Source organism: Pseudomonas sp. DrBHI1, from assembly GCF_002205115.1.
Lineage (GTDB): Bacteria > Pseudomonadota > Gammaproteobacteria > Pseudomonadales > Pseudomonadaceae > Aquipseudomonas > Aquipseudomonas mosselii.
The window spans coordinates 1,044-27,224 of the sequence record NZ_NIBE01000132.1; the positions used below are offsets into that span (position 1 = coordinate 1,044).

The 26,181-nt window shown below is 64.2% G+C and carries 27 protein-coding genes and 1 pseudogene; 17 read left to right on the forward strand and 11 right to left on the reverse strand.

What is annotated here, in order from left to right; genetic code table 11:
• Window positions 1-176: 176 nt before the first annotated feature.
• Window positions 177-1,670, reverse strand: a complete 1,494-nt coding sequence (locus tag CC207_RS24420; protein WP_028689930.1) for an aldehyde dehydrogenase — start codon at window positions 1,668-1,670, stop codon at window positions 177-179.
• A gap of 196 nt (window positions 1,671-1,866) precedes the next feature.
• Here CC207_RS24420 and CC207_RS24425 point away from each other — a divergent pair, with 196 nt between their 5' ends.
• On the forward strand, window positions 1,867-2,226 hold the full coding sequence (locus CC207_RS24425; protein ID WP_028689931.1) for a cupin domain-containing protein: 360 nt from the start codon (window positions 1,867-1,869) through the stop codon (window positions 2,224-2,226).
• A gap of 85 nt (window positions 2,227-2,311) precedes the next feature.
• On the opposite strand, the gene rpmG is transcribed toward CC207_RS24425, so the two are convergent.
• Entirely contained in the window at window positions 2,312-2,467 is a 156-nt protein-coding gene (gene rpmG / locus CC207_RS24430; protein WP_003253507.1) for a 50S ribosomal protein L33, read from the reverse strand.
• A 10-nt stretch (window positions 2,468-2,477) separates the two neighbouring features.
• Complete coding sequence (rpmB, locus tag CC207_RS24435) at window positions 2,478-2,714, reverse strand: 50S ribosomal protein L28 (protein WP_003258972.1); 237 nt, start codon at window positions 2,712-2,714, stop codon at window positions 2,478-2,480.
• Between the two features lie 371 nt (window positions 2,715-3,085).
• Between rpmB and CC207_RS24440 the strand changes: the two genes are divergently transcribed.
• On the forward strand, window positions 3,086-4,675 hold the full coding sequence (locus tag CC207_RS24440) for an ABC transporter substrate-binding protein (RefSeq protein ID WP_088852909.1): 1,590 nt from the start codon (window positions 3,086-3,088) through the stop codon (window positions 4,673-4,675).
• Window positions 4,676-4,747: 72 nt separating this feature from the next.
• Here the strand turns inward: CC207_RS24440 and radC are convergent, their stop codons facing one another.
• On the reverse strand, window positions 4,748-5,428 hold the full coding sequence (radC, locus tag CC207_RS24445; protein ID WP_028689934.1) for a DNA repair protein RadC: 681 nt from the start codon (window positions 5,426-5,428) through the stop codon (window positions 4,748-4,750).
• A 127-nt stretch (window positions 5,429-5,555) separates the two neighbouring features.
• Between radC and coaBC the strand changes: the two genes are divergently transcribed.
• The 7 genes and pseudogenes from coaBC to CC207_RS24480 all read left to right on the forward strand — a co-directional run bounded on the left by coaBC (window position 5,556) and on the right by CC207_RS24480 (window position 11,614).
• A complete protein-coding gene (gene coaBC / locus CC207_RS24450) occupies window positions 5,556-6,767 on the forward strand; it encodes a bifunctional phosphopantothenoylcysteine decarboxylase/phosphopantothenate--cysteine ligase CoaBC (RefSeq protein WP_088852910.1) in 1,212 nt (403 codons plus the stop codon).
• Between the two features lie 5 nt (window positions 6,768-6,772).
• On the forward strand, window positions 6,773-7,228 hold the full coding sequence (dut, locus tag CC207_RS24455; RefSeq protein WP_028689936.1) for a dUTP diphosphatase: 456 nt from the start codon (window positions 6,773-6,775) through the stop codon (window positions 7,226-7,228).
• 134 nt (window positions 7,229-7,362) lie between these two features.
• Window positions 7,363-8,736, forward strand: a pseudogene (locus CC207_RS24460) (phosphomannomutase/phosphoglucomutase); the annotation flags it as partial.
• A gap of 30 nt (window positions 8,737-8,766) precedes the next feature.
• Window positions 8,767-9,672, forward strand: a complete 906-nt coding sequence (gene argB, locus CC207_RS24465) for an acetylglutamate kinase (RefSeq protein ID WP_028689938.1) — start codon at window positions 8,767-8,769, stop codon at window positions 9,670-9,672.
• A 206-nt stretch (window positions 9,673-9,878) separates the two neighbouring features.
• Window positions 9,879-10,559 carry a CsgG/HfaB family protein gene (locus CC207_RS24470; protein WP_028689939.1) on the forward strand — a complete coding sequence of 227 codons (681 nt, stop codon included), beginning with the start codon at window positions 9,879-9,881 and terminating at the stop codon, window positions 10,557-10,559.
• A gap of 30 nt (window positions 10,560-10,589) precedes the next feature.
• Window positions 10,590-10,958, forward strand: a complete 369-nt coding sequence (locus tag CC207_RS24475; protein WP_028689940.1) for a DUF4810 domain-containing protein — start codon at window positions 10,590-10,592, stop codon at window positions 10,956-10,958.
• Entirely contained in the window at window positions 10,955-11,614 is a 660-nt protein-coding gene (locus CC207_RS24480; RefSeq protein WP_028689941.1) for a DUF799 domain-containing protein, read from the forward strand. The genes CC207_RS24475 and CC207_RS24480 overlap by 4 nt, the downstream gene beginning before the upstream one ends.
• A gap of 149 nt (window positions 11,615-11,763) precedes the next feature.
• Here the strand turns inward: CC207_RS24480 and pyrE are convergent, their stop codons facing one another.
• Complete coding sequence (gene pyrE / locus CC207_RS24485) at window positions 11,764-12,405, reverse strand: orotate phosphoribosyltransferase (RefSeq protein WP_011536401.1); 642 nt, start codon at window positions 12,403-12,405, stop codon at window positions 11,764-11,766.
• Between the two features lie 80 nt (window positions 12,406-12,485).
• Here pyrE and CC207_RS24490 point away from each other — a divergent pair, with 80 nt between their 5' ends.
• A complete protein-coding gene (locus CC207_RS24490; protein ID WP_028689942.1) occupies window positions 12,486-13,265 on the forward strand; it encodes an exodeoxyribonuclease III in 780 nt (259 codons plus the stop codon).
• Window positions 13,266-13,313: 48 nt separating this feature from the next.
• Here CC207_RS24490 and CC207_RS24495 read toward each other — a convergent pair whose 3' ends face one another.
• Together CC207_RS24495 and rph are read right to left on the reverse strand one after the other, a co-directional pair.
• Window positions 13,314-13,682 (reverse strand): DUF4870 domain-containing protein, encoded by a 369-nt coding sequence (locus tag CC207_RS24495; RefSeq protein WP_028689943.1) that lies wholly within the window; start codon window positions 13,680-13,682, stop codon window positions 13,314-13,316.
• 24 nt (window positions 13,683-13,706) lie between these two features.
• A complete protein-coding gene (rph, locus tag CC207_RS24500; RefSeq protein ID WP_009681991.1) occupies window positions 13,707-14,429 on the reverse strand; it encodes a ribonuclease PH in 723 nt (240 codons plus the stop codon).
• Window positions 14,430-14,653: 224 nt separating this feature from the next.
• On the opposite strand from rph, the gene CC207_RS24505 reads away from it, so the two are divergent.
• The gene (locus tag CC207_RS24505) at window positions 14,654-15,517 is read left to right on the forward strand and encodes a YicC/YloC family endoribonuclease (protein WP_028689944.1); all 864 of its coding nucleotides are present in this window, start codon (window positions 14,654-14,656) and stop codon (window positions 15,515-15,517) included.
• Between the two features lie 13 nt (window positions 15,518-15,530).
• Window positions 15,531-16,151 (forward strand): guanylate kinase, encoded by a 621-nt coding sequence (gene gmk, locus CC207_RS24510; RefSeq protein WP_028689945.1) that lies wholly within the window; start codon window positions 15,531-15,533, stop codon window positions 16,149-16,151.
• A gap of 145 nt (window positions 16,152-16,296) precedes the next feature.
• Here gmk and CC207_RS24515 read toward each other — a convergent pair whose 3' ends face one another.
• The 3 genes from CC207_RS24515 to CC207_RS24525 all read right to left on the reverse strand — a co-directional run bounded on the left by CC207_RS24515 (window position 16,297) and on the right by CC207_RS24525 (window position 20,111).
• Window positions 16,297-17,838, reverse strand: coding sequence for an APC family permease (locus CC207_RS24515; protein WP_062360116.1), 1,542 nt, complete (start codon window positions 17,836-17,838; stop codon window positions 16,297-16,299).
• 112 nt (window positions 17,839-17,950) lie between these two features.
• Window positions 17,951-18,724, reverse strand: coding sequence for a gamma-glutamyl-gamma-aminobutyrate hydrolase family protein (locus CC207_RS24520; RefSeq protein WP_028689947.1), 774 nt, complete (start codon window positions 18,722-18,724; stop codon window positions 17,951-17,953).
• A 4-nt stretch (window positions 18,725-18,728) separates the two neighbouring features.
• Window positions 18,729-20,111: a glutamine synthetase family protein gene (locus CC207_RS24525; protein ID WP_028689948.1), complete on the reverse strand. Its 1,383-nt coding sequence runs from the start codon at window positions 20,109-20,111 to the stop codon at window positions 18,729-18,731.
• Between the two features lie 208 nt (window positions 20,112-20,319).
• Here CC207_RS24525 and CC207_RS24530 point away from each other — a divergent pair, with 208 nt between their 5' ends.
• The 5 genes from CC207_RS24530 to CC207_RS24550 all read left to right on the forward strand — a co-directional run bounded on the left by CC207_RS24530 (window position 20,320) and on the right by CC207_RS24550 (window position 25,053).
• On the forward strand, window positions 20,320-21,195 hold the full coding sequence (locus CC207_RS24530) for a LysR family transcriptional regulator (RefSeq protein ID WP_028689949.1): 876 nt from the start codon (window positions 20,320-20,322) through the stop codon (window positions 21,193-21,195).
• 237 nt (window positions 21,196-21,432) lie between these two features.
• The gene (gene rpoZ, locus CC207_RS24535) at window positions 21,433-21,696 is read left to right on the forward strand and encodes a DNA-directed RNA polymerase subunit omega (RefSeq protein ID WP_008091595.1); all 264 of its coding nucleotides are present in this window, start codon (window positions 21,433-21,435) and stop codon (window positions 21,694-21,696) included.
• Window positions 21,697-21,755: 59 nt separating this feature from the next.
• The gene (spoT, locus tag CC207_RS24540; RefSeq protein WP_028689950.1) at window positions 21,756-23,864 is read left to right on the forward strand and encodes a bifunctional GTP diphosphokinase/guanosine-3',5'-bis pyrophosphate 3'-pyrophosphohydrolase; all 2,109 of its coding nucleotides are present in this window, start codon (window positions 21,756-21,758) and stop codon (window positions 23,862-23,864) included.
• 23 nt (window positions 23,865-23,887) lie between these two features.
• Window positions 23,888-24,268 carry a RidA family protein gene (locus CC207_RS24545; RefSeq protein WP_088852911.1) on the forward strand — a complete coding sequence of 127 codons (381 nt, stop codon included), beginning with the start codon at window positions 23,888-23,890 and terminating at the stop codon, window positions 24,266-24,268.
• A gap of 59 nt (window positions 24,269-24,327) precedes the next feature.
• Window positions 24,328-25,053: a hypothetical protein gene (locus CC207_RS24550; protein ID WP_028689952.1), complete on the forward strand. Its 726-nt coding sequence runs from the start codon at window positions 24,328-24,330 to the stop codon at window positions 25,051-25,053.
• 73 nt (window positions 25,054-25,126) lie between these two features.
• Here the strand turns inward: CC207_RS24550 and CC207_RS24555 are convergent, their stop codons facing one another.
• On the reverse strand, window positions 25,127-25,984 hold the full coding sequence (locus CC207_RS24555; RefSeq protein WP_028689953.1) for an SDR family oxidoreductase: 858 nt from the start codon (window positions 25,982-25,984) through the stop codon (window positions 25,127-25,129).
• Between the last annotated feature and the right edge of the window lie 197 nt (window positions 25,985-26,181).

The following is a 26,181-nucleotide window of genomic DNA, read 5'->3' on the forward strand; positions in this document are numbered from 1 at the left end:
TGAGCACCGACGCCAGGACCGCAAAGTAGGTTCCCCAACGCATCACAGCCTCCTTTGAGCGCAAATCGTATATGACAGAGACGACAAAGCCGGGACGGCGTGAACCGGCCCGGCTGTCTGCGGCTCATCGCGAGGCAAGCCCGCCCCCACGAGCCCCACGATGAGACGTTACTGGATTACAGCTTGATCCAGGTCGCCTTCAACTCGGTGTATTTCTCCAACGCGTGCAGCGACTTGTCACGGCCGTTGCCCGACTGCTTGAAGCCGCCGAACGGCGCGGTCATGTCGCCGCCGTCGTACTGATTGACCCAGACGCTGCCGGCGCGCACGGCGCGGGCGGTCTTGTGGGCCTTGGAGATGTCCGCGGTCCAGATGCCGGCGGCCAGGCCATACGGCGTGTCGTTGGCAATGGCGATGGCTTCCTCGGCGGTGTCGAAGGTGATCACCGACAGCACCGGTCCGAAGATCTCTTCCTTGGCGATCTTCATGGCGTTGGTCACGCCGTCGAAGATGGTCGGCTCGACATAGGTGCCACCGGTCTCTTCGAGGATGCGCTTGCCACCGGCCAGCAGCTTGGCGCCATCCTGATGACCGGCATCGATGTACGACAGCACGGTGTTCATCTGCTGGGTATCGACCAGCGCGCCGACGGTGGTCGCCGGGTCCAGCGGGTTGCCCGGCTTCCAGGCCTTGAGGGCCTCGACCACCATGGGCAGGAACTTGTCCTTGATCGAACGCTCGACCAGCAGGCGCGAACCCGCGGTGCAGACTTCGCCCTGGTTGAAGGCGATGGCGCTGGCGGCGGCCTCGGCGGCAGCCTGCAGGTCAGGGGCGTCGGCGAAGACGATGTTCGGGCTCTTGCCGCCGGCTTCCAGCCAGACGCGCTTCATGTTCGACTCGCCCGCGTAGACCATCAGCTGCTTGGCGATCTTGGTGGAGCCGGTGAACACCAGGGTGTCCACGTCCATGTGCAGGGCCAGGGCCTTGCCCACGGTGTGGCCGTAGCCTGGCAGCACGTTCAGCACGCCTGCCGGGATACCGGCCTCGATGGCCAGCTGGGCGATGCGAATGGCGGTCAGCGGCGACTTTTCCGATGGTTTCAGGACGATGGAGTTACCGGTAGCCAGGGCCGGGCCCAGCTTCCAGCAGGCCATCAGCAGCGGGAAGTTCCACGGTACGATGGCACCGACCACACCCACTGGCTCACGGGTCACCAAGCCCAATTGATCATGCGGGGTCGGGGCGACTTCGTCGTAGACTTTGTCGATGGCTTCGGCAGTCCAGTGGATGGCTTGGGCCGCGCCCGGAATGTCGATGGAGGAGGAGTCACTGATCGGCTTGCCCATGTCGAGGGTTTCGAGCAGGGCCAACTCCTCGACGTGCTTGCGCAGCAGGTCGGCGAAGCGGATCAGCTTGGCCTTGCGCTTGGCCGGGGCCAGGCGCGACCAGACACCGGATTCGAACACGGCGCGGGCGTTGTCGACGGCGCGGTTGGCGTCGGCCAGGTCGCAGCTGGCGACCTTGGCCAGGAAGCGTCCGTCCACCGGGCTCAGGCAGTCGAAGGTTTCACCGGAGGCGGCATCGGTGTATTCGCCGTTGATGAAGGCTCGGCCTTCGATCTTCAGTTGCTGGGCACGCTGTTCCCAGTCCGCACGAGTCAGGGTGGTCATAGGAAACTCCTCTCTTGTTAAGGTGCAACGCCGCACTGAGGACTCACGGGCGCTGTCAGAAATTCTGGCCGGGCGACGAACGCACACCGGCATCCGACACCCTAAACCAGGGCGGACAAACTATCAATATATTTGACACGAATGGCCTAAAAGCCTACTGATGTGCATTTTATTAAACAACAACAGGGTAACAACCATGAGCATCGCCAGTATCGTCGACTTCGCCCAAGTTCTCACCGAGGCCGAACGCTACCGCCCGGCGGCGGAGAAAATCCTTAAGGGCGAGCCTGACCAGGCTGTCTACAACCATTATTCCAGCCCTTGCGGCCAGTTCGCCGCCGGGGTCTGGGAGGGCGAGGTGGGCCAGTGGACAGTGAACTACACCGAACACGAGTACTGCGAAATCGTCCAGGGTGTTTCGGTGCTGCGCGACCAGGAAGGCAACGCCAAGACCCTGCGTACCGGTGATCGGTTCGTTATCCCGGCCGGCTTCAAGGGCACCTGGGAAGTGCTGGAGCCGTGCCGCAAGATCTATGTGCTGTTCGAGCAGAAGTAAGCCCGATCGCGGGGCAAGCCGCTTTCAAACAGGCATAAAAAAACCCGCCACCTTACGGTAGCGGGTTTTTCAGGTCGCAGATCAATTACTTGATCTTGGCTTCCTTGTACACCACGTGCTTGCGGACGACCGGATCGTATTTCTTGATCTCGATCTTGTCCGGGGTGGTGCGCTTGTTCTTGTCGGTGGTGTAGAAGTGGCCGGTGCCGGCACTCGAAACCAGACGGATCAATTCACGCATGACGTTCTCCTTAGAACTTTTCGCCGCGAGCGCGCAGCTCGGCCAGCACTACGTCGATACCACGCTTGTCAATGACGCGCATGCCTTTGGCGGATACGCGCAGACGCACGAAACGCTTCTCGGACTCAACCCAGAAACGGTGGTGCTGCAGGTTCGGCAGGAAACGACGACGGGTTTTGTTGTTTGCGTGGGAAATGTTGTTCCCGGTTACTGGACCCTTACCAGTAACTTGACAGACTCTCGACATGACTCAGCCCTCTAAAACCACATGCCCAACCCGGCATGGGTTGGCCGCTTAATCTCTCAGTCTTTGGCGCCAGGCGCCGTGATTCTGGAGGTCTTATCGACCGTATTCGCTGACGCGACAGGCCGAGCCCCTAGAAAAGAGCGCTGCTTTATACCAGAAAGACTCTGCCACAACAACAGAAGATGAGTATTCCGGTCAGGCCGAGCGCGCCCGGGCAGCATAACGACTGGGGCGGGAAGCTGTCGACCGCCCGTCGCCGAATTAATGCGAAAGGGTGTGGTCATTTGCCCATGTCCGCACTAGGGTAGGACATTTCCTGAATTTTCCAGACTGCACCGGCAGATGGGCCACCGACCAGCCAAGGAGTCACCATGCGTGCCGCCGCCCTTTCCCTCCTGTTCACCACCCTGTGCGCCGCCGGCCTGGCCCAGGCAGCGCCGTTGTCGGTGTGCACCGAAGCCAGCCCGGAGGGCTTCGACGTGGTGCAGTACAACTCGCTGACCACCACCAATGCTTCGGCCGATGTGCTGATGAACCGTCTGGTCGAGTTCGATGCCGGCCTCGGCAAGGTGGTGCCGAGCCTGGCCGAAAGCTGGACGGCGTCAGCCGATGGCCTGATCTACGACTTCAAGCTGCGCCAGGGCGTGCGGTTCCACACCACGCCGTTCTTCAAGCCGAGCCGCGACCTGGACGCCGACGACGTGCTGTTCAGCTTCCAGCGCATGCTCTATCCGGCCCACGCCTGGCACAAGACCGCCCCGGGCGGCTACCCGCATGCCCAGTCGCTGCAGCTGGGGAGCCTGATCAAGGCGATCGACGCACCCGACCCGCAAACCGTGCGCTTCACCCTGACCCACGCCGACGCCACCTTCCTGGCCACCCTGAGCATGGGCTTCGCCTCGATCTATTCGGCCGAGTACGCCGACAAGCTGCTCAAGGCCGGCACACCGGACAAGCTCAACAGCCAGCCGGTGGGTACCGGGCCGTTTGTCTTCCAACGCTTCCAGAAGGACGCCGTGGTGCGCTACCGCGCCAACCCCGACTACTTCGCCGGCAAGCCGTCCGTCGATCCGCTGATCTACGCCATCACCCCGGACGCCAACGTGCGCCTGCAGAAGCTCAAGCGCGGCGAGTGCCAAGTGGCCCTGTCGCCCAAACCACTGGACATTGCCGAAGCCGGCAAGGACGGCAACCTGAAGGTGGTGACCACCCCGGCGTTCATGACCGCCTTCGTCGCCATCAACAGCCAGCACCCGCCGCTGGACAAGCCCGAGGTGCGCCAGGCGATCAATCTGGCCTTCGACAAGCCCGCCTACCTGAAAGCGGTGTTCGAAGACACCGCCACCGCCGCCAACGGCCCCTACCCGCCAAATACCTGGAGCTACGCCAAGGACCTGCCCGGCTATGCCATGGACCAGAAGAAGGCCAAGGCGTTGCTGGCCAAGGCCGGCCTGGCCAAGGGCTTCGAGACCACGATCTGGACCCGCCCGGCAGGCAGCCTGCTCAACCCCAACCCCAGCCTCGGCGCACAGATGCTCCAGGCGGACCTGGCCAAGGTCGGCATCAAGGCCGAGATCCGCACCATCGAATGGGGCGAGTTGATCCGCCGCGCCAAGGCCGGCGAACACGACCTGCTGTTCATGGGCTGGGCCGGCGACAACGGCGACCCGGACAACTTCCTCAGCCCGCAGTTTGCCTGCGCGGCGGTCAAGTCCGGGACCAACTTCGCGCGCTTCTGCGACAGCCGCCTGGACCAGTTGATCAATGCCGGGCGCACCACCAACGACCAGAGCGTGCGCAGCCGCCTGTACCAGCAGGCGCAGACGCTGATCCAGCAGCAGGCGCTGTGGCTGCCGCTGGCGCATCCCACGGCGGCCGCACTGCTCCACAAAGGGGTCGAGGGTTATCAGGTAAGCCCGTTCGGGCGGCAGGACTTCAGCAAGGTCTCCGTCGACCGTTGAGGCCTAATCACAGGGCAAGTCGCACTGCCGCTCCCACGCACACATCGTGAGAGCGGGCTTGCCCCATGAGGATCAGCCCCCCAACCACCCATGTTCAAGCATCGAAAACGGTTCACCATCGCCGACGATGACATGATCCGTCACCCGCACATCGATCAGCGCCAGCGAGCGCTTGAGCATCAGCGTCAGATGCACGTCATCCTGGCTTGGCTCGCAATTGCCCGACGGATGGTTGTGGCAGAGGATCAGCGCCGCCGCGTTGTGCAGCAAGGACCGGCGCACGACCTCGCGTGGATAGATGCTCGCGCGGTCGATAGTGCCGCGGAACAGTATCTCGAACGCCAGCGGTCGGTGCTTGGTGTCCAGGAACAGGCAGCCAAACACCTCGCTGGACTCGTGCCGCAGCATGGATTTCAGATAACGCCTCACCGACGCCGGGCTCTCCAGGGCCGACGCACGCTCGATGTGTTCGTCCAGATAGCGCCTGCCGATCTCAAGCAATGCCTGCAATTGTGCATACTTAACCGGTCCCAGGCCTGGCTCACGCAGCACCTTGGCTCGTTCCGCCTCGAGGAGCTGCCTGAGCCCGCCGAACTTCGCCAGCAGGCCACGGGCGAGGTCGAGCACATTGCGCCCGGCAACCCCCGAGCCCAGCAGCACGGCCAGCAATTCCGCGTCCGAAAGGATCGACGCCCCACGCTGCAACAGTTTTTCCCTCGGCCGTTCCTCAGCCGGCCACTCCCTGATGTTCATTTCCCCTCCTCGCCTGCCACTACGGCCCATTTGGGCGCTGTGTTAATCTAGTTCGCTTCGAAAATGCGACGATCTGCCGCAGGCAGCTATCGTCGCCGCCCGCTTTCACTGGAATAAGGCAAGGCCTATGCAGCGGTTGTATCGCAAGCGCATCGTTCTCGGCGTGGGTGGCGGCATCGCCGCCTACAAGAGCGCCGAGCTGATTCGCCGACTCCTGGAACACGGCGCGCAGGTGCGCGTGGTCATGACCCGTGGTGGCGCCGAGTTCATCACCCCGCTCACGCTGCAAGCACTGTCCGGCCACCCGGTGCACATGGACCTGCTCGACCCCGCCGCCGAAGCGGCCATGGGCCATATCGAGCTGGCCAAGTGGGCCGACCTGGTGCTGATCGCCCCGGCCACCGCCGACCTGATGGCGCGCATGGCCCAGGGCATGGCCGACGACCTGCTGACCACCCTGGTGCTGGCCACCGATGCAACCGTGGCCGTCGCCCCGGCGATGAACCAGGCCATGTGGCGCGACCCGGCCACGCAGGCCAACCTCGAGCTGCTCAAAAGTCGCGGCATCCAGGTGTTCGGCCCGGCCTCCGGCAGCCAGGCCTGTGGCGACGTCGGCCTGGGCCGCATGCTTGAGGCCACAGACCTGGCCTGGTGCGCCGCCGAGAGCTTCAAGCGCCAGGCCCTGACCGGCAAGCACGTGCTGATCACCGCTGGGCCGACGCAAGAGAACATCGACCCGGTGCGCTACATCACCAATCATAGTTCAGGGAAGATGGGCTTCGCCCTGGCCGAGGCCGCCGCCGAAGCCGGGGGCCGGGTGACCCTCGTCACCGGCCCCGTACACCTGCAGACGCCCGACCGGGTCACCCGCATCGACGTGGTGAGCGCGCGGGACATGCTCGCGGCCTGCGAGGCGGCCATGCCCTGCGACCTGTTCATCGCCTCGGCTGCGGTCGCGGACTACCGTCCGGAAGTCGTCGCCCCACAGAAGCTCAAGAAGGATCCCACCACGGGCGACGGCATGCTGCTGCAGATGGTGCGCAATCCCGATATCCTTGCGACCATTGCCGGCCGGCCTGATCGCCCGTTCAGCGTGGGCTTCGCCGCCGAGACCGAGCACCTGCTCGACTACGCCACGCGCAAGCTCAAGGACAAGAACCTCGACCTGATTGTCGCGAATGATGTGGCCAACCCCAGCATCGGCTTCAACAGCGAGGAGAACGCCCTGACCGTGATCGACCGCCAGCAGCACCAGACCCTCTTCGCGCAGACCAGCAAGGGCAAGATCGCCCGCCAGCTGGTTGCCTTCATCGCCGAACGGCTCAACCAGGTTCAATAAGTTACATGCACGCTCTTCAAGCCAAGATCCTCGACCCACGCCTGGGCACCGAATTCCCCCTGCCGCAGTACGCCACCCCCGGCTCCGCCGGCCTGGACCTGCGCGCCCTGCTCAAGGAGGACACCGTCCTCGAGCCGGGCCAGACCCTGCTGATCCCCACCGGCCTGTCGGTGTACATCGGCGACCCGGGCCTGGCGGCCATGATCCTGCCACGCTCGGGCCTGGGCCATAAGCACGGCATCGTGCTGGGCAACCTGGTCGGCCTGATCGACTCGGACTACCAGGGCGAGCTGATGGTCTCCTGCTGGAACCGCGGCAACACGCCGTTCACCCTCACCGTCGGCGAACGCATCGCCCAGCTGATCCTGGTGCCGGTGGTGCAGGCGCACTTCGACATCGTCGAGCAGTTCGACGAGACCCAGCGCGGTACCGGCGGCTTCGGCCACTCCGGCACCCGCTGAGCCGACAGCAGACCGCTCGGGCCATGGATGGCGAACTCTCTGGCGAAACCGCCGTCCAAGCGTTCAGTTTGCGCTTGCCCAGAAGCCTTTGACTTATGGAGTCCCCAGAGATGAACGACATGGCCCAGCTGGTCCCCGCACTGCCCGACAGCATCTTCCGCGCCTATGACATCCGGGGCGTGGTCGGCAAGACCTTGCATGCCGAGACCGCCTACTGGATCGGTCGCGCCATCGGCGCCCAGACCCTCGCCCAGGGCGAGCCACAGATTTCGGTCGGCCGTGATGGCCGCCTGTCCGGCCCGATGCTGGTCGAGCAACTGATCAAGGGCCTGGCTGACGCCGGTTGCCAGGTCAGCGATGTCGGCCTGGTGCCGACCCCAGCGCTGTACTTCGCCGCCAACGTGCTGGCCGGCAAGTCGGGGGTGATGCTCACCGGCAGTCACAACCCGTCGGACTACAACGGTTTCAAGATCGTCATCGCCGGCGACACCCTGGCCAACGAACAGATCCAGGCCTTGCTGACGCGCCTGAAGACCAACGACCTGACCCGCGGCGAAGGCCGTGTGGAAAAGGTCGAGATCCTCGACCGCTACTTCCAGCAGATCACCGCCGACGTGAAGCTGGCCAAGCGCCTGAAAGTGGTGGTCGACTGCGGCAACGGTGCCGCCGGCGTGGTCGCCCCGCAACTGATCGAGGCCCTGGGCTGCGATGTCATCCCGCTGTTCTGCGAGGTCGACGGCCACTTCCCCAACCACCACCCTGACCCGGGCAAGCCCGAAAACCTGGAAGACCTGATCGCCAAGGTCAAGGAAACCGGTGCCGACATCGGCCTGGCCTTCGACGGTGACGGCGACCGCGTCGGCGTGGTGACCAACACCGGCAGCATCGTCTACCCCGACCGCCTGCTGATGCTGTTCGCCCAGGACGTGCTGTCGCGCAACCCGGGCGCCGAGATCATCTTCGACGTCAAATGCACCCGCCGCCTGACCCCGCTGATCGAGCAGCACGGTGGCCGTGCGCTGATGTGGAAGACCGGCCACTCGCTGATCAAGAAGAAGATGAAACAGACCGGCTCGCTGCTGGCCGGCGAGATGAGCGGACACATCTTCATCAAGGAACGCTGGTACGGTTTCGACGACGGCATCTACAGCGCCGCGCGCCTGCTGGAGATTCTCAGCAAGGCCGGGCAGGACGCCGAAAGCCTGTTCGCCGCGTTCCCCAATGATATTTCCACGCCGGAGATCAACATTGATGTGACCGACGAGGGTAAATTCAGCATCATTGATGCACTGCAACGCGACGCCGACTGGGGCGAAGCCAACCTGACCACCATCGACGGTGTGCGGGTCGACTATCCCCACGGCTGGGGCCTGGTCCGCGCCTCCAACACCACGCCGGTGCTGGTGCTGCGCTTCGAGGCCGACAGCGCGGCAGAGCTCGACCGAATCAAGGCTGTATTCCGCACGCAGTTGCTGCGGGTCCAACCCGGCCTGCAACTGCCGTTCTGACGACTTTACGTTCCTTACCTGGAGCCCTGCATGACCCTCGATCGCGATGCCGCTTCCCATGTAGCCGAGGTTTTGTCCGAAGCACTGCCTTACATCCGCCGCTTCGTCGGCAAGACCCTGGTGATCAAGTACGGCGGCAACGCGATGGAAAGCGAGGAGCTCAAGACCGGCTTCGCCCGTGACATCGTGCTGATGAAGGCCGTGGGCATCAACCCGGTGGTGGTGCACGGTGGCGGGCCGCAGATCGGCGACCTGCTCAAGCGCCTGTCGATCGACAGCCACTTCATCGATGGCATGCGCGTCACCGACGCGGCGACCATGGATGTGGTGGAGATGGTCCTGGGCGGCCAGGTGAACAAGGACATCGTCAACCTGATCAACCGCCACGGTGGCAGCGCCATCGGCCTGACCGGCAAGGACGCGGAGCTGATCCGCGCCAAGAAGCTGACCGTCACCCGCCAGACGCCGGAAATGACCACCCCGGAAATCATCGACATCGGCCATGTCGGCGAGGTCGTGAGCGTCAACACCGACCTGCTGAACATGCTGGTCAAGGGCGACTTCATTCCGGTGATCGCACCAATCGGCGTGGGCGCCAACGGCGAGTCCTATAACATCAACGCCGACCTGGTGGCGGGCAAGGTGGCCGAGGCATTGAAGGCCGAGAAGCTGATGCTGCTGACCAACATCGCCGGCCTGATGGACAAGCAGGGCGAGGTCCTCACCGGGCTGACCACCGAGCAGGTCAACGAGCTGATTGCCGACGGCACCATCTACGGCGGCATGCTGCCGAAGATCAAATGCGCGCTGGACGCGGTCCAGGGCGGCGTCAACAGCTCGCACATCATCGACGGCCGCGTGCCGAATGCGGTGCTGCTGGAGATCTTCACCGACAGCGGCGTGGGCACCCTGATCACCAACCGCAAACCACGCTGATCCCGCTGTAATCCTATCGCGGGGCAGGCCCGCTCCCTGGAGGGAGCAGGCCTGCCCCGCGATGCTTTCACCCCCGCCCACGCAAATAGGTGGCTTATAGCCATCAACCTTTGTGTTTGACCATAAAGATTCCCGGTAGACTGCCGAAACAACGTGACAGTATGCTCGTTCGTTGCGAATAGTTTCTATTTACCTGGAGATCACGCGTGAAATACGCATCACAAGGACTCGTGCTGGCAGCCGCCCTGGCTGTCGGGTCCATCGCCGGCTGTGCCACCGAAACCTCCACCGCTGTTGCCGTGCAACAGGTCGAAAGCGTCAACCGCCCCTACAGTGGCGTGCGCACGCCGATCGCCGTGGGCAAGTTCGACAACCGCTCCAGCTATATGCGCGGCATCTTCTCCGACGGCGTCGACCGCCTCGGCGGCCAGGCCAAGACCATCCTGATCACCCACCTGCAGCAGACCAACCGTTTCAACGTGCTGGACCGCGACAACATGGGCGAGATCCAGCAGGAGGCGGCCATCAAGGGCCAGGCCCAGCGCCTGAAGGGCGCCGACTTCGTGGTGACCGGCGACGTTACCGAGTTCGGCCGCAAGGAAGTCGGCGATCACCAGCTGTTCGGCATCCTCGGCCGCGGCAAGACCCAGATCGCCTACGCCAAGGTCGCCCTGAATATCGTCAACATCAGCACCTCCGAAGTGGTCTATTCGAGCCAGGGCGCCGGTGAATATGCCCTGTCCAACCGTGAAGTCATCGGCTTCGGCGGCACCGCCAGCTACGACTCGACCCTCAACGGCAAAGTGCTCGACCTGGCCATGCGCGAAGCCGTCAACAAGCTGGTGGGCGCAGTCGAAAGCGGCCAGTGGAAACCACAAGCGCAATAACAAGCACAACACGACAAGGAAGACCGTTCGATGAGCATCACCTACCCGGCCTGGCGCACTGTCGCCGGGCTGCTGCTGGGCAGCGTCCTGCTGGCCGGCTGCAATTCGCCCAAGACCCTGTACCAGTGGGAAAGCTACCAGCCCCAGGTGTACGGCTACCTCAAGGGTGACGCCAAGGAAGAGCAAGTCACAGCCCTGGAGCGCGACCTGGAGAAGATCAAGGCCAAGAACGGCGCCGTGCCGCCGGGCTACCACGCGCAGTTGGGCCTGCTGTACTCCAGCCTGGGCAAAGATGACCAGATGATCCAGCAGTTCCGTACCGAAAAAGCGCTGTTCCCCGAGTCGGCGGCCTACATGGACTTCCTGATGAGCAACGCCAGCAAGGGAGCCAAGCAATGATCAAGCGCCTGACCCAACTGATCGTCGGCGCCTGCGTGCTGGCCCTGTTCGCCGGCTGCGCCGAACGCAAGAGCATCGACTATTCGGCCTACAAGCAGAGCCGACCGAAGTCGATCCTGATCCTGCCGCCGCTGAACGAGTCGCCCGACGTCAAGGCCACCTACAGCATGCTGTCCCAGGTCACCTATCCGCTGGCCGAGGCCGGCTACTACGTGATGCCGGTGGCACTGGTGGATGAAACCTTCCGCCAGAACGGCCTGACCACGCCGGCCGATATCCACCAGCTGCCCACGGCCAAGCTGAACGAGATCTTCGGCGCCGACGCCGGTCTGTACGTGACCGTCAGCGACTACGGCACCCGCTATATGGTGCTGAGCAGCGCGACCATCGTCACCGCCAGCGCCAAACTGGTCGACCTGAAGACCGGTGCCACCTTGTGGACCGGCAGCGCCACGGCCTCCAGCGAGGAAGGCAAGCAGAACCAGGGCGGCCTGATCGGCATGCTGGTGGCGGCGGCCATCAACCAGATCATCAGCAGCGTGCAGGATGACGCCGGCTACCCGATCGCCGGGATGACCAGCGCACGCCTGCTTACACCCTATCCGAATGGCGGGATCCTCTACGGGCCACGCTCGCCGAAGTACGGCACAGACTGACACGAGATACAGGCGGCCCAAGGGCCGCCTTTCCTTCGCCGCTCGGAAATCTCCTTGATGCCGTGCAGGCCAGTTACCCGAACCGCCGCTGAATAACAGGCATGAAAAAGGCGACCCTAAGGTCGCCATTTTCATGAGCCGCGAGCCGGTCAGATGCCGTACTGGGCGCGGTAGGCCTCGACCGCCGGCAGGTGCTGCTTGAGCTGCGGGTCGTCAGCCAGGAACTCCAGCACCTGGGTCAGCGAGACGATGCTCACGACCGGAATGCCGAAGTCGCGTTCGACTTCCTGGATCGCCGACAGCTCGCCATTGCCGCGCTCTTCACGGTTCAGCGCGATCAGCACGCCGGCGGCCTTGGCCTGCTGGGCGTTGATGATCTGCATGACCTCGCGGATCGCGGTGCCGGCGGTAATTACATCGTCGATGATCAGCACGTCACCGGCCAGCGGGGCACCGACCAGGCTGCCGCCCTCGCCGTGATCCTTGGCCTCTTTGCGGTTGAAGCACCACGGTACGTCGAGCTGATGTTGTTCGGCCAGGGCCACGGCAGTGGCTGCCGCCAGGGGAATGCCCTTGTAGGCCGGGCCAAACAGCACATCGAAGGGGATCTTGCTGTCGACGATGGCCGCCGCGTAGCAACGCCCCAACTGGGCCAGCGCGGAACCTGTGTTGAACAGGCCGGCATTGAAGAAGTACGGGCTGGTACGCCCCGATTTCAGGGTGAACTCACCGAAGCGCAGAACGCCGCGATCGATGGCAAAACGGATGAAGTCGCGCTGATACGGCTGCATGAAAGGTCCCGGACACCACGGATTTAGCTAAATGTGTTGAGCTCGGGTATCATACACGCACGAGATTTTTGGGGCCATTTATGCGGATCATCAGTGTGAACGTAAATGGCATTCAGGCTGCGGCCGAGCGTGGATTGCTCAGCTGGTTGCAAGCCCAGAATGCCGACGTCATCTGCCTTCAGGATACCCGCGCCTCGGCCTTTGAACTCGACGACCCAGCTTTCCAGCTCGATGGCTATTTCCTTTACGCCTGCGACGCGGAGGTGCCCACCCAAGGTGGCGTGGCACTGTACTCGCGCATGCAGCCCAAGGCAGTCATCACCGGCCTGGGCTTCGAGACAGCCGATCGCTACGGGCGTTATCTGCAAGCAGATTTCGACAAAGTCAGTATTGCCAGCCTGCTGCTGCCTTCGGGCATGCACGGCGACGAAGACCTGAACCAGAAGTTCAAGTTGATGGACGACTTCGCCAAGTACCTGGACAAGCAGCGTCGCAAGCGTCGCGAATACATCTACTGCGGCTCGTTCTACGTGGCGCAGCAGAAGCTCGACATCAAGAACTGGCGCGACAGCCAGCAGTCGGTCGGTTTCCTGCCGCCGGAACGCGCCTGGATGGACGCCATCGTCGGCGACATGGGCTATGTCGACGCCCTGCGCGAAGTCAGCCGTGAAGGCGACCAGTACAGCTGGTGGCCGGACAACGAGCAGGCCGAGATGCTCAACCTGGGTTACCGGTTCGACTACCAGATCCTCACCCCAGGCCTGCGCCGCTTCGTGCGTAACGCCCGTCTGCCACGCCAGCCGCGCTTCTCCCAGCATGCGCCGCTGATCGTGGACTACGACTGGACGCTGACCATCTGAGGATGGCGCACACAAAAAAGCCGACCCATGGGGTCGGCTTTTTTGTGCCTATCTGATCGGCCGCCAGATCCAAGGATAGCGATACGGCTTCCCTTCGTTGGCCCTGACTGCCGCCAGGATGATCAGGATCAGCACCGCCACCATCAGCGCGGCGAACAGCACGATACCGATGAACACGAACATCAACAGCAAGCAGACGAACCCGGCGAGGGTCACGCTGATCTGAAAGTTCAGCGCCTCCTTGCCCTGGGCATCGATGAAAGGATCCTGCTCGCGCTTGAGGTGCCACAGCACCAGCGGGCCAAGCAGATGCCCAAGGGGCATCACCAGACCCAGCAGCGCGGACAGGTGGCAGAACATCGCCCACTGCCGGACATCGGCGCTGGGCGGGGTGATCGGCAAGTCCACATCGCTCATGTTGCGCACCTTCCTGGCGTGTCGTCAGTCGGCCAGCGCGGCCTGCTGCAGTTCGAAGATCTCGGTCATGCCCTTCTGCGCCAGCGCCAGCATGGCGTTGAAGTCTTCTGGCTGGAACGGCGCGCCTTCGGCGGTGCCCTGCACTTCGATGAAGCCACCGGCACTGGTCATGACCACGTTCAGGTCGGTCTCGGCGGCGGAGTCCTCGAGGTAATCGAGGTCGAGCACGGCCTCGCCCTGGTACATGCCCACCGACACCGCGGCGATCATATGCTTGAGCGGGTTGCCGCCCTTGAGGCCGCCACGCTTCTTGATCACCGCCAGGGCGTCGCACAGCGCGACCATGGCGCCGGTGATCGAGGCGGTGCGGGTACCGCCGTCAGCCTGGATCACATCGCAGTCGACGTACAGGGTGATGTCGCCGAGCTTGCTCATGTCCAGCGCGGCGCGCAGGGAGCGGCCGATCAGGCGCTGGATTTCGAGGGTGCGGCCGCCTTGCTTGCCGCGGCTGGCCTCACGCTGGTTACGCTCGCCGGTCGAACGCGGCAGCATGCCGTATTCGGCGGTGAGCCAGCCTTGGCCCTGACCTTTGAGGAAGCGGGGAACACCATTCTCGACGCTGACCGTGCAGATGACCTTGGTGTCACCGAACTCGACCAGTACCGATCCCTCGGCGTGCTTGGTGTAGTTGCGGGTAATGCGGATCGAGCGGAGCTGATCGGCGGCGCGACCACTTGGACGTTTCATCTGGGATACCTGTACCGGGACTTTGAATCTGCCGAGCATTATAGAGCCCGCCGCCCGCCGAAGGCACGCCTGTCGTCGTACCCGCGCAGCCTGTCACCTTTTCCGACAAGCCCGAGGAGGGTCGGTAGCATGGGCGGATTGGGCGCCCGGGCCGCACTGCGCTACAATCCTGCGCCTTGCAGCCGACAGGCTCCCCGTTCATCTGAATACGCGAGGTACTCCCCATGGTGCATAGCATGACCGCTTTTGCTCGTGTCGAGCGCGCTGGCAGCCAAGGCACCCTGGTCTGGGAGCTGCGTTCGGTCAACCACCGCTATCTCGAACCCCACCTGCGCCTGCCCGAAGCGCTGCGCGACCTTGAAGGCGCGGTACGCGAGGGCCTGCGCCAGGGCCTGTCCCGCGGCAAGGTCGAGTGCACCCTGCGCCTGAGCGAGGACAACGCCGGCAAGCCGTTGCAGGTCGACCGCGAGCGTGCCGCGCAGTTGGTCGCCGCCGCCGAGACCGTCGCCGGCCTGATCAAGCAGCCGGCACCGCTCAACCCGCTGGAAGTGCTGGCCTGGCCAGGCGTGCTGGTGGCCGACGCCAGCGATCCGCAGGCGCTCAATGCCGAAGCCGTTGCCCTGTTCGACGAGGCGCTGGCCGAACTCAAGGCGGGTCGTCAGCGTGAAGGCGCCGAGCTCGCCAGGCTGATCAACGAGCGCCTGGACAGCATGGCCGGCGAAGTCGCCACCTTGCGCACCCTCGTGCCGCAGATGCTGGCCGCGCAACGGCAGAAGGTCCTCGATCGTTTCGGCGACATGAAGGCCGAGCTAGACCCGCAGCGCCTGGAGCAGGAAATGGTCCTGCTGGCGCAGAAGAGCGATGTCGCCGAGGAGCTGGACCGCCTCAGCACCCACGTCACCGAGGTGCGCCGGGTGCTCAAGTCCGGCGGCGCCGCCGGCCGGCGCCTGGACTTCCTGATGCAGGAGCTCAACCGCGAAGCCAACACCCTTGGCTCCAAGGCCTTCGACCCACGCAGCACGCAAGCGGCGGTCAACCTGAAGGTGCTGATCGAACAGATGCGTGAACAAGTACAGAATATCGAGTAAGGCCACCCCTACCATGAATCACAGCAGCGGCACCCTCTACATCGTTTCGGCCCCGTCCGGCGCCGGCAAGACCAGCCTGGTCACGGCCCTGATCAAGGACGACGCCAACGTGCGCGTCTCGGTCTCCCACACCACCCGCGCCATGCGTCCGGGCGAGGAGCACGGGGTGAACTACCACTTCGTCGTTCATGAGGAGTTCAAGGCATTGATCGCCCAGGGCGACTTCCTCGAGCACGCCGAAGTGTTCGGCAACTTCTACGGCACGTCGCGCAGCGCGCTGCAGGAAACCCTCGACCAGGGCTACGACCTGATCCTGGAGATCGACTGGCAAGGCGCCCAGCAGGTACGCAAGCTGATGCCCGAGGCGCGTTCGATCTTCATCCTGCCGCCTAGCCAGGAGGCCTTGCGCCAACGGCTGGATGGTCGTGGCCAGGACAGTGAGGAGATCATTGCCGGACGCATGAAGGAAGCGGTCAGCGAGATGGTGCACTATGACGAGTATGAGTACGTCATCATCAATGACGACTTCGGCGTGGCGCTGGAGGAATTGAAGGCGGTGTTCGCATCGAATCGCCTGTTGCTGAAGAAACAGCAGGCGCGGCATGGTGAGTTGCTCAAGCAGCTGATCGGCTGAAGACCGCCGGGGCCTCTGCGAGGCCCTATCCGACCGGTACGGCGCCCCGGCAAGGCCGCTACAGGTACGGTGCAGAGTCTGAAACCGTGCTGTACCTGTGGGAGCGGCCTTGTGTCGCGAAAGGGGCGCAAAGCGCCCCCATGCGTCAGTCCTGCAACTGAATGGTCGCCTGCTGGCGCAGGGTCGCCCCCAGGAAATACGCCGGCGCCCGCAGCCGCGACAGCATCATCAGCACGATCCCCAGTGCCGAGATGATCGCTGCGATCACGAACACCAGCCCCAGCCCGCCCACATGCGAGCCGCTGCCGAAGTCCGGCGAAGCGCTGTCGATCGCCGTGCGCACGAAGATCACCGACAGGATCACCCCACCCACCAGCGGGCAGACGCCGCGCATGAAGAAGTGACGCACGCTGTCGAACAGGCTGCGGCGGAAGTACCACACGCAAGCGAAAGCAGTCAGCGAGTAATAGAAGCAGATCATCATGCCCAGGGCGGTGATGGTGTCTGCCAGCACGTTCTCGCTCAAGGTACGCATGGTCACGTAGAACAGCGCCGCGGCAATGCCGGCACAGATGGTCGCGTAGCGCGGCGTCTGCGAGCGCGGGCAGACCGTGGCGAAGCGCTGCGGCACGGCGCCGTAGTAACCCATGGCGAGCAGGGTGCGCGCCGGCGAGACGAAGGTCGACTGCAGCGAGGCGGCGGTGCTGGCCAGCACCGCGATCGACATCAGGATTGCCAGCGGTCCCATGACCGGGCCGGCCAGGTGGGCGAACACGTTCTCCTGGATGCGTGGGTTGCCCAGGCCCAATCCATCCTCGCTGATCCCGGCGAACTGCAGGGTGGCGATGGCGGTGAGCAGATACAGGCCAAGGATCAGCAACACCGTCCAGGTGGCGGCCTTGCCCGGCACCTCTTCGCTACCGATCGACTCCTCGCTGACGGTCAGACACACGTCCCAACCCCAGAAGATGAAGATCGACAACGACAGGCCGGCCGCGAATGCCGAGAACGACTCGACGCCGAACGGGTTGAACCAGGCAAGATCGAATGCCAGCGGTGGTGGCGCCGTGGTTTCGCCGAAGGCGGCGAACGCAAAGCCGATCAACACCAGCAACTGCAAGGCCACCAGGCCGTACTGCACAGTCATGGTGGTGGCCATGCCCCGACAGCAGATCCACACCGCCAGGGCGATGAACACGCAACAGGTGGTGACGTTGACCAGCAGGTTGTCCGCCAGCGCCGCCAGCTCCTGGTTGCCGGTGATCTGGGCCAGGAACAGGTAGAAGAAGTCCACCGCCACGCCCGCCAGGTTGGACAGCACGATGGTGGTGGCGACCACCAGCCCCCAGCCGCCGATCCAGCCGATCATCGGACCGAAGGCCCGGGCCGACCAGGTGAAGGAGGTGCCGCTGTCGGGCTCGGCCGAGTTCAGCTCGCGGTAGCCCAGGGCCACCAGCAGCATCGGCAGGAAGCCGACGATGAACACCGCCGGCAGGTGGGCGCCGACTTCGCGCACGGTCGGGCCGAGCGCGCCGGTCAGGGTGTAGACCGGCGCGATGGTGGAAATGCCCAGCACGACGCTGGCCAGCAGACCGAGACGGCCCTTGGCCAGGCCCTTGCTGCGCTGGGTGTTGCCCGAGTCGGACGCCACGTCGGGTGGGCGTCCGGCTTCTGTGTATTCATTCATGAGTCTGTGCCGTAACTATTGGAATTGTTCTCACAGGCCCGCCGTAGTGGGCCCGCTTTCACTCATTGAAAGCTCGTGGTGGGGCACGGTCATCCTGGACCTTCGGCTAACGTCAGCGTGTTTCCTGACGTACACCCTCCCGAGCAGCATGGGCAATGCAAGCCTCGCGGAACGCCTCGAACAGGCGCAGCGAAACCGGGTTTTCGGCGAAACGCCATTCAGGGTGCCACTGCACGCCGACTACAAAGCCCGGCGCATCAGGCATCGACACCGCTTCGACCAGGCCATCCGGGGCCCGTGCCTCGACGCGCAGGCCCGGGGCCAGGCGGTCGATACCCTGGCTGTGCAGCGAGTTGACCTCGAACTGCGCCGCCAGGCCCAGGCGCTCGAACAACCCGCCCGCGGTGACCGCGACGGGATGACGAGGGCCGTATTGCACCTCCAGGGGTGCGTCCTCAGGTTCGCGGTGGTCCAGGTAGCCGGGCAGTTCCTGCACGCGCTGGTGCAGGGTGCCGCCAAGGGCCACGTTCAGTTCCTGGAAGCCACGGCAGATGCACAACACCGGCACACCGGCGGCAATGGCCGCCTGCAGCAGCGGCAAGGTCAGGCGATCACGTGCAAGATCGTGCCGGGTACCTTCCGCGCTGGGGGCGCCATTGTAATGATGCGGCTCGACATTTGAAGGCGAACCGGTAAAAAGAATGCCATCGAGCCGGGCCAGCAGCGCCCGGGTGTCGCTGCCGCCATCACGCGCCGGCAGGATCAGCGGCAGCCCGGCAAAGCCCGCGGCCTCGACATACTTGTCGCCCACCGTGTGCGACGAGTTCTTTCCCACCTGCTGGCGGCAGGCGCTGACACCGATCAAGGGGACCGCAAATGCGCTCATGGGCTTACACCGTGTGCAGGTACCAGTTGTACTCGAGGTCGGAGATCGACACTTCGAACTCGGCCAGCTCGCTCTCCTTGCAGGCCACGAAGATGTCGATGTAGTCCGGGCTGATGTATTGGTTGAGGACTTCGCTGTCATCCAGCGCGCGCAGGGCGTCGCGCAGGTTGTTCGGCAGGCTCTGTTCCAGCTGTTCGTACGAGTTGCCTTCGATCGGCGCGTTCGGCTCGACCTTGTTGGTCAGGCCATGGTGGATGCCGGCGAGGATCGCCGCGAGCATCAGGTACGGGTTGGCGTCGGCACCGGCCACGCGGTGCTCGATGCGCACGTTCTCACTGCTGTCGGTCGGCACGCGGACCGCGACGGTGCGGTTGTCCAGGCCCCAGCTCGGCGCATTGGGCACGTAGAACTGGGCGCCGAAGCGGCGGTAGGAGTTGATGTTCGGGCACAGGAACGCCATCGATGCCGGCATGGTCTCCAGCACGCCGCCGATGGCGTGGCGCAGGGTCTCGCTCTGCAGCGGGTCGTCATTGGTAAAGATGTTCTTGCCGGTCTTCTTGTCCAGCAGCGAGATGTGCACGTGCAGACCGTTGCCTGCCTGGCCCGGATAGGGCTTGGCCATGAAGGTGGAGTCCATCTCATGGTCGTAGGCGACGTTCTTGATCAGGCGCTTGAGCAGGATCGCATAATCGCAGGCCTTCAGCGGGTCGGCGACGTGGTGCAGGTTGACCTCGAACTGCGCGGGGGCGCTTTCCTTGACGATGGCGTCGGCGGGCAGGCCCTGCTCCTTGGCGGCTTCGAGCATGTCCTGCAGGCAGTCGGCATATTCGTCGAGGTCGTCGATCAGGTACACCTGGGTCGACTGCGGGCGCTTGCCCGAAATCGGCGAGCGCGGCGGCTGCGGACGGCCGTTGAGGTTGTCCTGGTCGATCAGGTAGAACTCCAGCTCGAACGCGGCGCAGATATCCAGGCCCAGGTCGTCGAACCGGCTTACCACCTGGCGCAGCACCTCGCGCGGATCGGCGAAGAACGGCGCGCCATCCAGCTCATGCATGGTCATCAGCAACTGCGCGGTCGGACGCTTCTGCCATGGCTCGTCGCAGAGCGTGCCCGGAATCGGGAAACAGATACGGTCGGCGTCGCCGATGTCCAGGCCAAGACCGGTGCTTTCGACGGTTGAACCGTTGATATCCAGGGCGAAGAGCGAGGCCGGCAGGTTGATGCCTTTCTCGTACACCTTGTGCAGGCTGGCGCGTTCGATGCGCTTGCCGCGCACCACCCCGTTCATGTCGGAGATCAGCAGGTCGACGTACTGGGTATCCGGATGGGCATCCAGGAACTCATTCATCTCGCGGGAAGAACTGGCGCACGGGGAGACCGACGTCATGGCTGTACATCCTTTGATTCGGAGCGGCGATGTGGGGAACTGCGGATGACGCCTCGAAAGGCGACGATGGTGCTGCTGTTGTTCTTTTCACTGGCCCATCGTGGGGGGCTGGTTGCCGACCGGCTGCATTGATTCCCGGGGGCCGTTTCACTATAAAATGGCCCCAACGCAACAGACATTGGCATTTCGGCAAGCAGAGCGTGCATCGATGCAATATCAGATCAACCATGCGGACCTCGCCCTGGTCCTGGCGCTGGAGCGCGGCCGGTCCCTGGCCAAGGCCGCCGAACTGCTCAAGGTCGACGTTTCCACGGTCTTCCGTTCGATCCGCCGGCTGGAATCGGCACTGGGCACTGCGCTGTTCGTCAAGAGCCGCAAGGGCTACCTGCCCACCGACACCGCCCAGGCCCTGGCCGAGCAGGCCGAGCGCGCCGAACAGGCGCTGGACGCGGCGCGCATCGCGCTGACCAGCGGCGAGCAGGTGGTCAGCGGCACCGTGCGCCTGACCTGCACCGAGGCGGTGCTGCACAGCCTGCTGCTGCCGGCGCTGGCCGAGTTCATGCCCAACTACCCGGCGCTGTCGCTGGAAATGGGCACCTCCAACACCTTTGCCAACCTCAGCCGCCGCGATGCCGACATCGCCCTGCGCCTGACCAACACGCCGCCGGAACACCTCGTGGGCCGCTGCCTGGGCTCGACCTCCTACGTGGTCTGCGGCCTGCCGGTGCTACGCGAGCGCCTGCAGGAATCTGCCGCCAGCGTGCCATGGATCGCCCCCGACGACTCCATGCAGGACCACGCCACGGTGGTCTGGCGCAACCAACATCACCCGGGGCTGATTCCGCGCTACCAGTGCAGCGGCATGTCGACCATCGCCCAACTGGTGACCACCGGCCTGGGCGTGGCGGCACTGCCCGACTACATGGTCCACGACTTGCCCGGCGTCGAGGCGCTGAGCGGCCCGCTGCCCGGCTGCGACACCCAGCTGTGGCTGCTGACCCGCCCCGATTGCCGTGCCCTGCGCTCGGTACAGACGCTGTTCGAGGAGCTGACCCCGCGCCTGCGCGACGCAATGTTGCGTTAACGCGTCAGGGGCGGTTGTTTTCGGGTAACAGGAACCGTTATCGTCCGTCCCAGCTTGGTGTGAACTGCTTCGCGGACAAGCCCGCTCCCACAGGGCCCGCGAAAACGACTCAAACAGCACCGGAGGAAGGGCACCCGACAAAACAGCCCTTCCCTATTGGCTGGTGATTTTTTAAACTATCGAGTCCGCCTGCCCATTCTGGGCGCACGCCTACCGCATTTGCTACTGAGGAAGACCATGGCCCGCGTAACTGTTGAAGACTGCCTGGAACACGTGGATAACCGCTTTGAGCTGGTCATGCTCTCGACCAAGCGCGCCCGCCAGCTGGCTACCGGCGGCAAAGAGCCACGCGTTGCGTGGGAAAACGACAAGCCGACCGTCGTCGCCCTGCGTGAAATCGCCGAAGGCATCGTCACGCCAGAGTTCATCGCCGCCGAAGAGATCGTCACCGAGGATCCGGTATTCGCCGCGTTCGAGGACGAGAACAACGAGGCCGTCTGATTGATGCCCAGTCGACACCGTGCGGCGCAAGGCCCTCTTCTTCAGCAAGAGGTGAAACCATGCCGGGTATAGAAGCCCTCGCCGAACGGCTGTCGACTTACCTGGGCCCCGAACAGGTCAACCTGGTTCGCCGGGCCTACTTCTACGCCGAGCAGGCCCACGATGGCCAGCGTCGCCGCAGCGGCGAGCCCTACGTGACCCATCCGCTGGCGGTTGCCAGCATCCTCGCCGACATGCACATGGACCATCAGAGCCTGATGGCGGCCATGCTGCACGACGTGATCGAAGACACCGGCATTGCCAAGGAAGCCTTGAGCCAGCAATTCGGCGAGACCGTCGCCGAGCTGGTCGATGGGGTCAGCAAACTGACCCAGATGAACTTCGAGACCAAGGCCGAGGCGCAGGCCGAGAACTTCCAGAAGATGGCCATGGCCATGGCCCGCGACATCCGCGTGATCCTGGTCAAGCTGGCCGACCGCCTGCACAACATGCGCACCCTGGAAGTGCTGTCCGGCGAAAAACGCCGACGCATCGCCAAGGAAACCCTCGAGATCTACGCCCCCATCGCCAACCGCCTGGGGATGCACACTGTGCGCGTCGAGTTCGAGGACCTCGGTTTCAAGGCCATGCACCCGATGCGTTCGTCGCTGATCCACCGGGCGGTCAAGAGCGCGCGGGGCAACCGCAAGGAAATCGTCGCCAAGATCGAGACCTCGCTGGCCAACTGCCTGGCCGCCGATGGCATTCAAGGCGAAGTCAGCGGCCGGCAGAAACACCTCTATGGCATCTACAAGAAGATGCGCGGCAAGCGTCGCGCCTTCACCGAGATCATGGATGTGTACGCCTTCCGCATCATCGTCGACAAGGTCGACACCTGCTACCGCGTGCTCGGCGCCGTGCACAACCTGTACAAACCACTACCGGGCCGGTTCAAGGACTACATCGCGATCCCCAAGGCCAACGGCTACCAGTCGTTGCACACCACGCTGTTCGGCATGCACGGCGTGCCCATCGAGATCCAGATCCGCACCCGCGAAATGGAAGAGATGGCCAACAACGGCATTGCCGCGCACTGGCTGTACAAGTCCAACGAGGAAGAGCAGCCCAAGGGCAGCCACGCCCGCGCCCGCCAGTGGGTCAAGGGCATCCTCGAGCTGCAGCAGCGCGCCGGCAACTCGCTGGAGTTCATCGAGAGCGTGAAGATCGACCTGTTCCCGGACGAGGTCTACGTCTTCACCCCCAAAGGCCGGATCATGGAGCTGCCCAAGGGCTCCACCGCCGTCGACTTCGCCTACGCGGTGCACACCGACGTCGGCAACAGCTGCATCGCCTGCCGCATCAACCGCCGCCTGGCGCCGCTGTCCGAGCCGCTGCAGAGCGGCTCCACCGTCGAGATCGTCAGCGCGCCGGGCGCCCGGCCGAACCCGGCCTGGCTCAACTTCGTGGTCACCGGCAAGGCGCGCACGCACATTCGTCATGCCCTCAAGCAACAGCGCCGCTCCGAGTCCATCAGCCTCGGCGAGCGCCTGCTGAACAAGGTGCTGACCGGCTTCGACAGCAGCCTGGAGAAGATCCCCCAGGAGCGCATCCAGTCGATCCTCGCCGAGTACCGCCTGGAACTGCTCGAGGACCTGCTCGAGGACATCGGCCTGGGCAACCGCATGGCCTACGTGGTCGCCCGCCGCCTGCTGTCCGCCGAAGGCGAGCAACTGCCGGCGCCGGAAGGCCCGCTGGCGATCCGCGGTACCGAGGGCCTGGTGCTCAGCTACGCCAAGTGCTGCACCCCGATCCCGGGCGACCCTATCGTCGGCCACCTGTCGGCCGGCAAAGGCATGGTCGTGCACCTGGAAGACTGCCGCAACATCAGTGAAGTCCGCCACAACCCGGAGAAGTGCCTGCAGCTCTCTTGGGCCAAGGACATCACCGGCGAGTTCAACGTCGAGCTGCGCGTCGAGCTGGAACACCAGCGCGGCCTGATCGCGCTGCTGGCCAGCAGCGTCAACGCCGCCGACGGCAACATCGAGAAAATCAGCATGGACGAACGCGACGGCCGTATCAGCGTGGTCCAACTGGTGGTCAGCGTGCACGACCGTGTGCACCTGGCCCGCGTGATCAAGAAGCTGCGCACCTTGACCGGCGTGGTCCGCATCACCCGGATGCGTGCGTAGTCCGCCAACCGCAAGGAGTCATCATGAGCAAGACCGTCATCACCAGCGACAAGGCCCCTGCCGCCATCGGCACCTACTCGCAAGCGATCAAGGCTGGCAACACCGTGTACATGTCGGGCCAGATCCCGCTCGATCCGAAGACCATGGAACTGGTCGAAGGCTTCGAAGCCCAGACCGTCCAGGTGTTCGAGAACCTGAAGTCGGTGGCCGAAGCCGCTGGCAGTTCGTTCAAGGACATCGTCAAGCTGAACATCTTCCTCACCGACCTGAGCCACTTCGCCAAGGTCAACGAAATCATGGGCCGTTACTTCGAACAGCCTTACCCGGCCCGCGCCGCCATCGGCGTCGCCGCGCTGCCGAAGGGTGCCCAGGTCGAGATGGACGCCATCCTGGTCCTCGAGTGATGCTCCCGGTGACGGGCATCCAGCCCGTCACCACCCTCTCCTGCCCCAAGGTTTCCCCCATGCGCCACGCATTGCCTATCGCGCTGGCAGCCCTGCTCCTGGGCGGCTGCGCCAGCCATAAACCCGAAGACTTCAACGGCACCTGGATCAACCAGGCCGCCATCGACGCCGCCCGCAAAGGCACCAGCCTGCGCCAGGCTCTCGACGCCCAGGGCCCGGTGTTCGAGTGGAAGATCGACGTCAAGAACCAGCAGGCCAGCTTCAGCAATGGCTTCGAGGCTGCCGACGGGCGCCTGAGCGCCAACGAGAAAGACTGGCAGGTCAGCTTCGAAGGTGGCCTGGTCGAACAGCTCAAGCTCGACGGCGACGAGTTGCTGGCGATCGACCCGTCCGGTCACCAGCAAACCTTCGTGCGCAGCGAAGGCCCACAGAACACGCCGCTGGGTGGCAGCTTCGAGAAGGCGCTGTACCAGCAATACCTGGGCGGCGACTGGAAGATCGTCGAAGGCCAGGGCAAGGGCGCAGTGGTGCGCTTCAGCGACACCGGCAACGTTACCGGCCTGCCTGGCCCTGACCGCTTCGCCCTGTGCCTGGCGGGCGACTGCGCGACCATGGGCGATGGCAACGACAGCCTATGGCTGGAGCGCGACCAGCGTGGCGCGCCATGGATCTTCAAGCGCGACGGCGACACCCTGGAAATCTTCCAGGCGGTAAACCGCGCCCAACCGGATGAAATGCCGCAACTGGCCGCCGGTGCGCGGCAGTGGGTGCTGGAAAAGGATTAGCCAACATCGCGGGGCAAGCCCGCTCCCACGATATGCGTGGGAGCGGGCTTGCCCCGCGATAGGGCCGGTAGTCTCAACCACGCCCTTGCAGAATGGCGGCATACCCCTCTTTGTAACTCGGATACATCGGCACCCACCCCAACGCCCGCGCCCGCGCATTGCTGCAGCGCTTGCTGCCGGTGCGCCGCACCCGCTGCTCATCCGACCACTGGGTAACGCCCAGGTATTCACGCAGCCAGGCCACCACCTCGGCCAGCGGCGCCGGATCGTCATCCACGCCGATATAGCAGTCATCCAGCGCAACACCCCGGGCATCGGCCCGCAGCAGGTGCGCCATCAGGCCGGCGGCATCCTCGGCATGAATGCGATTGCCGTACAACGGTGGCTCCTCGGCCACGCGATAACCCTGGCGCACCTGACTCAGCAACCACTCGCGCCCCGGACCATAGATGCCGGTCAGGCGCACGATCGTCGCGGGAATGCCGCTGTCCAGCGCCAGCCGCTCAGCCTCGAGCATCACCTTGCCGGAATAGCCCTCGGGCTGCGTGGCTGCCGCTTCGGCAATCCATTCACCGTCCTGCTGCGCATACACGCTGCTGCTGGACACGAACACCAGGCGTCGTGGCCGCTGCCCTTTCGCCGCCAGCCATCCCAGCACATGGCGCAAACCTTCGACATAGGCCGCCTGGTAGCCGGCTTCATCGTGCTGGCTGGCCGCCACGCAATACACCAGGTAATCAGGTCCCTGCTCGGGCCAGGCGCTCGGTATCTGCGGCTCGGCCAGATCGGCGGCGATCGGCCGAACCCCTTCGGGCAACTGATCGACCGAACGGCGCAAGCCGCTGACCTGCCAGCCTTGAGCAAGCAGTTGGCGGGCCAGGCGGCTGCCCACATCACCGCAACCCACGATCAAAGCTGAAACGTCTGACATACCAAACCTCCGAATGCGAAAGGCACAGGCTATCGGGTTAGCGCGATAAACGGCTATACCAAGGTCAAAAAAAGCAACAGTATTACTTTTGTTAACAAGAATTACTTGCAATAATGGCGACCCTGTCTGTTCTCGGCCTGCTTCGAGGCCTTGAAGAACTCAACCCATCTCTCTTCATCAGGTCCGGCCAGCATGAC